The organism is Nocardia sp. MDA0666 (genome assembly GCF_003023875.1).
Taxonomy (GTDB): domain Bacteria; phylum Actinomycetota; class Actinomycetes; order Mycobacteriales; family Mycobacteriaceae; genus Nocardia; species Nocardia aobensis.
The window spans coordinates 160,665-169,990 of sequence record NZ_PYHT01000016.1 but is presented as its reverse complement, the minus strand read 5'-3'; the positions used below and the strand labels follow the sequence as shown (position 1 = coordinate 169,990).

The following is a 9,326-nucleotide window of genomic DNA, read 5'->3' as shown; positions in this document are numbered from 1 at the left end:
CTCTGTCGCATCGGCAGATTTTGACTATTTTGTCCGGTTTGTTGCTGGGGATGTTCTTGGCGGCGCTGGATCAGAATATTGTGAGTGTGGCGATCGTTCGGATCGCGAATAGTTTGCATGGTTTCGATCAGCAGGCGTGGGCGACGACGGCGTATTTGATTACGGCGACGATTTCGACGCCGTTGTACGGCAAGTTGGCCGATATCTATGGTCGGAAGCCGTTCTATCTGTTGGCAATCGGTATTTTCGTGGTGGGTTCGGCGGCGTGTACGTTCGCGACGTCGATGTACGAGTTGGCGGCGTTCCGGGCGTTCCAGGGCTTGGGCGCCGGTGGCCTGATGTCCCTGGCGTTCACCATCATCGGGGACATCGTGCCCGCTCGCGAACGCGTGCGGTACCAGGGCTATTTCATGATGGTGTTCGGTACCGCGACGGTCGCCGGCCCGGTGCTCGGCGGCTTCTTCTCCGATTACGACACGCTGTGGGGTATCGACGGCTGGCGTTGGGTGTTCCTGGTGAACGTCCCGATCGGTGTGCTCGCGCTGGCCGTGGTCGCGAAAGTGCTCAACGTGCCGCACGAACGGCAGCGGCATCGCGTGGACTGGTTCGGTGCGATCGCGCTGGCGATCTGTGTGGTGCCGTTGCTGATCGTGGCCGAGCAGGGCCGCGGCTGGGGCTGGGAGTCACCGCGCGCGCTGCTCTGCTACGGCATCGGTGCGGTCGGACTCGTGCTGTTCGTCCTCGTGGAATTCCTGATGAAGGATGCCGCGCTGATTCCGTTGCGGCTGTTCCGGAATTCGACGTTCTCCATCACCATCCTGGGTGGTTTCATCGTCGGTATCGCGATGTTCGGCGCGATCAGTATGGTGCCGCTGTATCTGCAGGTCGTGCGGGGCTATTCGCCCACCAAGGCGGGTTTGCTGATGCTGCCGCTGGTGCTGGGCATCATGATCGGCTCGCTGATCGCGGGGCAGGTCACCAAACTGACCGGCCGCTACAAGATCCTGCCCGTGCTGGGCACCTTCGTCATCGCGTGCGGGGCGGCACTGTACGCGCAGGTGCACTACGACAGCCCGCTGTGGCAGCCGCTGGTGTACAGCGCGGTCATCGGCTTCGGCCTCGGTGGCTGTATGCAGACGTTGATCATCGCGGCGCAGAATGCGGGTCCGCGGTCGGATATGGGTGTGTCGACGGCGTCGGCGACCTTCTTCCGGCAGATGGGCGGCACGCTGGGTGTCGCGGTCTTCCTGACGATTTTGTTCAATCTGTTGCCGCACAAGATCATCGACGCGTTCGGCGGTGTGCTGCCGCCCGGCTTCGACACCGGAGAACTCGATCAGTTGCAGGCCAACACCAGCGGGATCGCGGCACTGCCGGCGCAGGTGCGCGATCCGATCCTGATCGGCTTCACCGACTCCCTGCACGGCGTGTTCTACGCCGCCGCCGGGGTGGCGCTGCTGGCCTGTGTGGTGCTGCTGTTCATGAAAGAGATTCCGCTGCAGGACAGTTCGGCGCCACCTCAGCGCGCCGAGCCGCCGCAGGACGCGCGGACCGTGGCTGAAACCGAAGCCGCCGAGACACCCGAACCCTGGGAGCGGGAGCCGTTGTGGGAGGCGGACGGCGAAGCCGCGCGGCCGGAATCGGCGCCGGCCCTTGCCGAACCGGCTGCGCACACCGCGTTCGCGGAGGCCGCCGGCGACGTGCCCGGAGACGCGCCTGTGTCCGGACGCATCCACCGCGAAGACGGGCAATCCGTACCCGGTGCGGCGCTGACACTGATCGACCAACGGGGACACCAGGTTTCGCGCGCGACGACCGACGGCGCGGGCGGCTACCGCCTGAGCGTGCCGGACGGCGGTAACTATGTACTGATCGTTTCCGCCGAGGGACATCAGCCCGCCGCGGTGAACGTCGCGATCGGTTCCGAACCGCAGATGGTCGATCTCACGTTGCTGGGGTCGGGGGAGCTGTCCGGCATCGTCACCGAGGGGCCGGGCCGGCCGCTCGCGGGCGTGACCGTCACCCTGACCGATCGGCGCGGCGAGGTCGTCGGTGCGGCGGTGACCGGAGCCGACGGCGCCTACGCCTGTCACGGCATCGTCGCGGGCACCTACACCCTGGTCGCGGTCGCCGGACATCGCAGGCCGGATGCCACCACGTTGACCGTCCCCGAGACCGGCATGTTGCGCTACGACATCGAACTCGCGCCGACGGCGGTGCTGTCGGGCCGGGTGCGCTCGGAGCGCGGTCCGGTTGCTCACGCCCACGTGGCGGTGCTGGATTCGGGCGGCGCGGTGGTGGCCGCGGCGTTGACGGACGGGGACGGCCGCTACCGGATCGACGATCTCCCCGCCGGGGACTACACGGTGGTGGGTCGCGGCTATCCGCCGGCCAGTGCACGGGTGGCGGTCGACGGCGTACAGATCGCCCATGACCTGCGGCTCTGCTACGACGGCGCGGCCGACAGATCGTGATCGGTATGCCGCGGCCGGTGCAGCGACACCGGGGTGCGGTGGACATGCGGTAGGTGGGGGTGGCCTCGGACCGGGCCGTATTCGGTAACACTCGCCCCCCTGTCGCCCGGCCCGATATCCCCGGGCTCGATGTCGCCGGGGTCGATGTCATCCGGCCCGATATCGCCGGATCGCAGGGCTGTGCGGTCGAGGATCCGGGCGCACAGCCGGATCACCGCCTCGTCCAGGGTGATGCCGAGTTCGGCGGCGTGCAGGGTGGCCATCTCGACGGCCCCCAGGTCGTCCACGAAAGCCGGATCGGACAGGATCTCGTCCAGGATCATGCCGCTCAGCGCCTGTTCCTGGGTCAGAAGCTCGCCGGGCAGCCAGCTCAGCAACCACTGCCCGGGAAGTGACGGCAGGCGCTGGGCAGATTCCGGGGTGACATCGCTGGTCATCAACCAGTCGGTGATATGAAGCGTCATGGCATTCCCCTTCCACCAAGCCGGCCGCTGCGGCGGTCGTTGCCGCTCCGATAAACGGAGAGCCGGTGGCTATAGCTAAATGCTAAGGACGGCTTTCCGGGGCTGTCAACTAAGCATCTGTGCTTATCTGCGATATCTTCGGGACCTCGATGCCCATCTTCAATCAGATATGCCCAGCGAATATCTGAATTGATTACCGAAGAGTGGTGCGGAGGCGTGAAAGTTGGCTCTGCGGAACGATTTCGAGCGGCGTGTGGCAGAATCCGCAGCAAGCCGGGCACATTCGAGTTATCGGTGAGCTGCGTTCGCCGGGCGTTCACCGGAGTAATGAAAAATTGATGTTCAGCTGATGATGCGATGGGCCACATGTGATTAGAATTCCGCATCGTGACACAATCTGACCCAGACGGTGGCGAACGGATCGGCGAACTGGTGCGCCGGCTCCGTATCGAGTCCGGTCTCACCCAGGCCGCGCTGGCCAAACAGGCGGACTGTTCACGCAGCCTCGTTCAGCAGATCGAGAACGGCACCCGCGTGCCGCCGCTGCCGCTGCGGGAACGTCTGAGTTCGGCGCTGGGGCAGGAACTTCCGATGGACGGCGTCGCCGGCTCGTCCGAACCCGGCGGGCATTACGACCTGCGGATGCGTTTCAACGTGCTTCTCGGCAAGGACCCCGGGGTCGTGGATCGGGTGCTGACGATCGCGCAGACCGTGCTCGACGCCCGCGGTGCGCGCGAGGAGGTGGAGCCGTTGCGCCTCATCGCCGCTCGCCAGCTCGAGCGCGCGGAAGAGCTGCTGGCGCAGATACCTTCGCGCAGTGCGACGGTGTGGGAGTGGAATACGGTCAACGATTGGCTGACCATCCTGGAACAGGCCGAACAGTCCGTGCGCGCCATCCACACCGCCGACCTGGGCACCATCGGCGGTGACGTCGGCGATGACTACCATGCCGCGATCGTGCGCCTCGCCGATGCGGTGCACGAGCCGCGAGTCACGGTGCGGCGCATGTACGTGCTGGATCGCATCGAAGATGTGTGGCCCTACGACGACAAGCTGTGGTGGCAGGCGCGCTCCGGTGTCGAGAGTGTGCTGGTGAAGCGGGAGCACGCGCGCAACGCGCAGAGCATGCTGGTCGTCGACGACCGGTATGTCTGTGTCGGGGAATACGACTACTCCCGCCAGACCCGGGTCGCGACGCGCTTCTCGGTGCTCAAACACGATGTGGCGTTCGCGGTCCGGCGCTTCGAGAAACTCTACGACCTGCGGCGCATCGGTTCGGCGATCGTGGTCAACGATCTGCTGGCCGATCCGCGGCTGGCCCGATTCGACCGCCTGGGCGATGGTGAGGGGCGGGACCTGTTCCGCGAGACGCTCCTTCGCGCCTGGGACGACATCCCGACCCCCGGTCAGGCGTCGCTGGAAACAGGGCGGCTGTGACGAGCGGCCCCCGGCATACCGAGCGGGCCGCCGCCGCGATGATCCTGCGTTCGGAGGAGCGCAAGAAGGAACTGCGCCGGCAGCTGTCGGAGACCGCGCCGTTTCCCGGCCGATCCGGTCGCCGGTATGACGGTGTCCTGGACGCGTACCACGGCGAGACCGGATTCGAGATCGATCCGGCGGCCGCGCGCGCCCTGCGGCGGGCGTGGAACGACCTGGCGCCGCATCGGATCCGGCGCAGAGGTCTGCCGGACTACGACAAGCGGCAACCGCTCGAGTTGCGGGAGTCGGCCGCCGCCCGCCTGTTCGACCGGCTGCACCGCCCCGCCGACGGAGTGACCGGCGTCCGGGTTCGTCCCGACGAGGTTGTCGTGTGCCCATATTCGAGCATGCTGATGCTCGAGGAGGTGATCGCGACCGTCGCGCGTCCGGGCGGAGTGATCGTCTGCCCGGAGGGCTTCTACAAGAACTTCGCCACACACATCGCGAAATTCGATGTGCGCGTGGTGGTTCCGGCGGCCACGCCGGACGATTCGTTCCGCATCGACCCGATCGCATTGGCCCGGGAACTGGCACGCCACGGTGATGCCGTCTGTGCCGTACTGCTGACGCTGCCGGGCAATCCGGTCGTCACGCGGTACTCGCCGGACGAATTGCGGGAAATCGCAGAGGTTCTCGTCGCGGCCGAGGTGCCGGTGGTCTGCGATATGGCCTTCGACCGGCTCGTCGGCGGGCATATCCCGCTCGCGGCGCTGGAGGTGCCGACCGCGCGCGGCTCGGTCCGGTTGTACGACCGGATGGTGACCGTCACGGGTAATTCGAAGGGCTACAACGCTTTCGGACCGTGTAAACTGGGCGCGGCGTGCACCGGTGACGCGCAGTGGCTGGAGCGTATCCGGGCGCGACTCACGATCGCTTTTCAGCGTGAGAGTACGCATCTGGTGCGCGCGGTGCTGGACCATACGCCCGACGCCTATTTCGAGCACAACCGGAAGCTGGTGCGCGAACAGTTCGACACCGCCCTGGACCGGATCGCCACAATCGATGCCGAATTCGGCTCGAATGTTCTGCGGCCGCTGGGCTCCGGCGCGAGCATGTTCCTGTCCGTCGTCGCCGATCCCGCCCTGCTGGACGCGGCGGAAGTGGGCGACAGCGCCGAGCTCGAGGATCTCTTGCTGGCCGGTGCGGGAATCGACAGTGTCGCGCTCGGGCGCACCGGATCACCGCGGACGGGTGCGCGGCTCAACGTCCTCGCACCCCGGCGCGGACCCGGCACCGAATCGCGGGAGTTGATCGACGAACTGTTCGACCGGCTCGGCGGGCTGGTCGCCGAGCTGGCCGGTGGCGCCACCTACCGCGACATCCTGCATCGGCGCGGTCTCTCGGAGCCACCGCCGTGATCGTCGGCGTGCTCCGCGAAACCGCCGCCCGGGAACGGCGGGTGGCGCTGACGCCGGACGGAGTCCGATGCCTGATCGCGGCCGGGATGCGGGTCGTGGTGGAGGCCGGCGCCGGACGGGCGGCCGGATTCGACGACGCCGCCTACCGATTCGCGGGTGCGGCCCTCGTCGGTGGTCCGGGCGCCGTCGTCGCGGCCTGCGATGTGCTGGCGTGGGTGAAGCCGACGACCCACGATCTGCGTGCGATGTCGCGGCGGCCGCAGCTCACGCTGATCGGCTTCCAGGACCCGCTGCGGCGAGCCGCGCAGATCGCCGAACTGCGTGGTTCGGGCGTGGAATCAATTGCGTTCGAGCTGTTTTCCCACGAGGCCGGTGCCTTGGACGCGCTCTCGGCGATGAGCCGGATCGCCGGCAGGGTGGCCTATCTCGCGGGCCGGCGGCTGGTGCCGCGCACCGTGCGCAGGCCGATCCGTTCCCTGATTCTGGGATGCGGGCCGGCCGGACTGTCGGCCGTCGCGGCGGCAGCCGCCTGCGGGGCCGAACCGCCGGTGGTGCTGGGGCGTCGGCCCGAACTGCGACCGGCGCTGAACGCGCAGGGCCCCAACGTCTTTCACTGGTCCCACGACGTCGACGCCGCCCGCGTCCTGGAGCGGATCCGCGCGGACAAACCGGATCTGGTCCTCTGCGCCGCGGTGCGGCGCGGACAACGGGCTCCGCTGCTGGTCGACGGGACCGCACTCGACGCGCTCGGGGACGGCGCGGTCGTGGTGGACCTGACCGCCAAGGCGGGTGGCAACTGTGCGGCGACCGTCACCGACGCGACCGTGGTGCTACCCAACGGCGTCGTGGTGACCCACCGCTCGAACTATCCGGCGCGCCGACCGGCCCCGGCCAGCCGGGCCTACAGTGCGGCGGTAACCGCCGCGATACTGCGACTGGCGGAATCCGGCGTGCCGTGTGATCAGACGGTGTCGGATGTCTTCGCTTCGAATGCTTCCGCCACGATCGGCCGAACCTGATCGATTCCGGCGCCCGGCTGTTCGCGCCGCACCGACGTCATATCCACGTCGGGCAGTCCGCACGCGACGGCCCACTGCCACGGTTCCAGGTCGCCGTCGACGTTCATGGCGAAGCCGTGGCTGGTGACGCCGCGGCTCTGCCGCATGCCGATGGAGACGATCTTGCGACCCGTCTCGACGGTCCACACGCCGGTGAGCAGTTCCGCGCCCGGCGGGGTGTCGCGGCGTTGCGCCCGGATGCCCAGCCGGTCGAGCGCGGCGACCAGGCGGTGTTCCACCTCGCGGATGTAGTCGACCACGCCCTCGCCGTCACCGAGCTTCACGACGAGGTATCCGACCAGCTGCCCCGGGCCGTGATAGGTGAGCTGCCCGCCGCGGGTGGTCTCGACCACCGGAATCCCGTGGTCCGGATCGGGGAGATGCGCACTCGGCGTCCGGCGCCCGATCGTATAGACCTGCGGATGGCTGAGCAGCCACAACGTATCCGGCCGTTCGTCGCGCTGGCGCTGTTCCACCAGTTCGGCCATGCGCTCCATGGCCTTGTCGTAGTCGACGAGTTCGTCCTGGATCAGTGTCAGCGGCCGCGACCTCATGATCCGAGAATACGGCCGGGGCAGCGAGCGACGTCGGGCAGCGGTCCGCGGTACGCCATTTCTCAGTACGCCTCGGTGTTGAGCTTGTCTCGCGCCGGCAGCGCGTCGCCGCGCAACGTGACCCGATCGATGGGCAAGCCGCCGTCGAGGCTGGACAGCGTGCCGGTATCGCCGCGCAGCGTCAGCTCGTCACCGCCGAGGGACAGATGTTCCAGCTCGGTCTCGGTGGCAGCGGGTGCGCGGTGGCGCCGATTGTGGACGATGCTGCTGAGGTAGGCCGCGACGATGATCGCGACTCCCAGCAGCCCGGTGACGACCTCGTTGAGGTGGTGGCCGGTGGAGACCAGCAGGATCGCCGCGAGCGCGCCGATCGCCCAGTGCGCACCGTGTTCGAGATAGATGTACTCGGCCAGCGTGCCGCGCCGGACCAGGTAGACGGTGATCGACCGGACGAACATCGCGCCGATCAGTCCCAGCCCCAATGCGATGACGATCGGATCCGCGCTGATGGCGAAGGCGCCGATGACGCCGTCGAAGGAGAACGAGGCGTCCAGCACTTCGAGATACACGAAGCCGAAGAAGGCGGCGCGACCGGTCAGCAGGGCGGCGCGGGAGGGGCCCTGGCCGGGCTGTTCGTTCTCGAAATGGGCGCCGAGGCCGTCGACGAGGAAATAGGTGGCCATGCCGAGGGCACCGGAGACCATGACGACGTCGGCCTTGTTGTTCGGCGCGAGCACACCGGCGGTGAGCACCAGCGCGATGAGCGCGATCACCACGGTGAACATCGAGAATCGCCCGATCCGCGCCAGCGGCCGCTCGAGCCAGCTCAACCAGGTGACCTCACGCTGGGCGCAGATGTAGTTCAGGAAGAGCAGCAACAGGAACATCCCGCCGAACGCCGCGATCTTCGGATTGGCGTCGTTGAGCAGCGTCTCGTAGCTCGGCCGGCCGTCCGGGAAGAAGGGCGCGCCGCCGGCGGGTGGGTTCATCGCCAGCCGCAGCGCCTCGATCGGGTCCAGATGCGCGCCGATCGCTACCACCACCAGTGGGAACACCAGGCGCATGCCGAAGACCGCGATCACCATTCCCACGGTGAGGAAGATGCGCTGCCAGAACGCGCTCATGCGTTGCAGGACACTGGCATTGACCACCGCGTTGTCGAACGACAGTGATACCTCGAGAACGCCGAGGGCTGCGACCAGCACCACGGCCTCCGGCCCGCCGTACAGCACCGCGACGACGAGGGACGCCGCGGCTACCAGGAACGACAGGGCGAAAACTCGCACGAACATGCCGATGCCTTTCGTCAATTCGACACCCGCGGGGGGTATGACCTCGCGGGTTACAGCATTCAGAGTGCTCGCAACCCTGCCCTCGATTGTGACAGTTGAAGTGGTCCGGCGACAATCGACAGCTAGTACCAGTGGTGGGACTGCCAGAATGCCCATGCCCCGTCGGGGCTGCCGTACCGCTCGACCATGTAGTCGTAGGTCCAGCGGATCTGGGTCACCGGGTTGATCATCCAGTCCACGCCGTGCGAGGCCATCCGCTCCGGCGGCAATGCCTGCCCGAGGCCGTAGGCGCCCGATTCCGGATTGACGGCGAACGGATTCCAGCTGCTCTCGTGGGTGATCACGTTGTCGAACGAGGGGAACTGCGGGGCCGGAACGATCGTGAGGGCGACCGTCTTCATCGGCAGGCCGAGCAGCAGACCCGCGGTGGCGGAACCGGAGGATCCCGCCGAACCCGAGGCCGAACCGGATGCCGATCCGGAGGTGTCGGCGCAGGCGGGGCCGCAGTCGGCGCCGGCCGTCGCGGCGAGCGCCGCCGATGCTCCGACCAGCCACAGTGCGCAGAACGCGGCGAGGGCGGCGCGGCGCAGCGGGAACCGAGGTGTCGTCTCGGTCACAATTTCGATGCCGGCCGGGGCGGGTGCCGA

At 67.6% G+C, this 9,326-nt stretch carries 8 protein-coding genes; 4 read left to right on the top strand and 4 right to left on the bottom strand.

Annotation, left to right across the window (positions count from 1 at the left end):
• Positions 1-2: 2 nt before the first annotated feature.
• Entirely contained in the window at positions 3-2,474 is a 2,472-nt protein-coding gene (locus tag C8258_RS21970) for an MFS transporter (protein WP_233225250.1), read from the top strand.
• On the opposite strand, the gene C8258_RS21965 is transcribed toward C8258_RS21970, so the two are convergent.
• Entirely contained in the window at positions 2,447-2,938 is a 492-nt protein-coding gene (locus C8258_RS21965; RefSeq protein ID WP_106956819.1) for a hypothetical protein, read from the bottom strand. The two genes, C8258_RS21970 and C8258_RS21965, sit on opposite strands and share 28 nt — an antisense overlap.
• A gap of 387 nt (positions 2,939-3,325) precedes the next feature.
• On the opposite strand from C8258_RS21965, the gene C8258_RS21960 reads away from it, so the two are divergent.
• Genes C8258_RS21960 through C8258_RS21950 form a run of 3 tightly spaced genes read left to right on the top strand, consistent with a single transcriptional unit; the run spans position 3,326 to position 6,794 of the window.
• Entirely contained in the window at positions 3,326-4,375 is a 1,050-nt protein-coding gene (locus tag C8258_RS21960; RefSeq protein WP_063064913.1) for a helix-turn-helix transcriptional regulator, read from the top strand.
• Positions 4,372-5,775: a pyridoxal phosphate-dependent aminotransferase gene (locus C8258_RS21955; RefSeq protein WP_106956818.1), complete on the top strand. Its 1,404-nt coding sequence runs from the start codon at positions 4,372-4,374 to the stop codon at positions 5,773-5,775. Before C8258_RS21960 ends, C8258_RS21955 begins: the two co-directional genes overlap by 4 nt.
• Positions 5,772-6,794, top strand: a complete 1,023-nt coding sequence (locus C8258_RS21950) for a hypothetical protein (RefSeq protein ID WP_106956817.1) — start codon at positions 5,772-5,774, stop codon at positions 6,792-6,794. Before C8258_RS21955 ends, C8258_RS21950 begins: the two co-directional genes overlap by 4 nt.
• Here the strand turns inward: C8258_RS21950 and lipB are convergent.
• The 3 genes from lipB to C8258_RS33325 all read right to left on the bottom strand — a co-directional run bounded on the left by lipB (position 6,737) and on the right by C8258_RS33325 (position 9,296).
• A complete protein-coding gene (lipB, locus tag C8258_RS21945) occupies positions 6,737-7,387 on the bottom strand; it encodes a lipoyl(octanoyl) transferase LipB (RefSeq protein WP_106956816.1) in 651 nt (216 codons plus the stop codon). The genes C8258_RS21950 and lipB overlap by 58 nt on opposite strands.
• Before the next feature lie 62 nt (positions 7,388-7,449).
• Positions 7,450-8,679 (bottom strand): DUF475 domain-containing protein, encoded by a 1,230-nt coding sequence (locus tag C8258_RS21940; protein ID WP_106956815.1) that lies wholly within the window; start codon positions 8,677-8,679, stop codon positions 7,450-7,452.
• A 122-nt stretch (positions 8,680-8,801) separates the two neighbouring features.
• Complete coding sequence (locus tag C8258_RS33325; RefSeq protein WP_233225249.1) at positions 8,802-9,296, bottom strand: transglycosylase SLT domain-containing protein; 495 nt, start codon at positions 9,294-9,296, stop codon at positions 8,802-8,804.
• Positions 9,297-9,326 lie beyond the last annotated feature (30 nt).

Coding starts and splice junctions, on each gene's coding strand:
- C8258_RS21940 (WP_106956815.1), bottom strand. CDS start 8,679: ATGTTCGTGCGAGTTTTCGCCCTGTCGTTCCTGGTAGCCGCGGCGTCC.
- C8258_RS21965 (WP_106956819.1), bottom strand. CDS start 2,938: ATGACGCTTCATATCACCGACTGGTTGATGACCAGCGATGTCACCCCG.
- lipB (WP_106956816.1), bottom strand. CDS start 7,387: ATGAGGTCGCGGCCGCTGACACTGATCCAGGACGAACTCGTCGACTAC.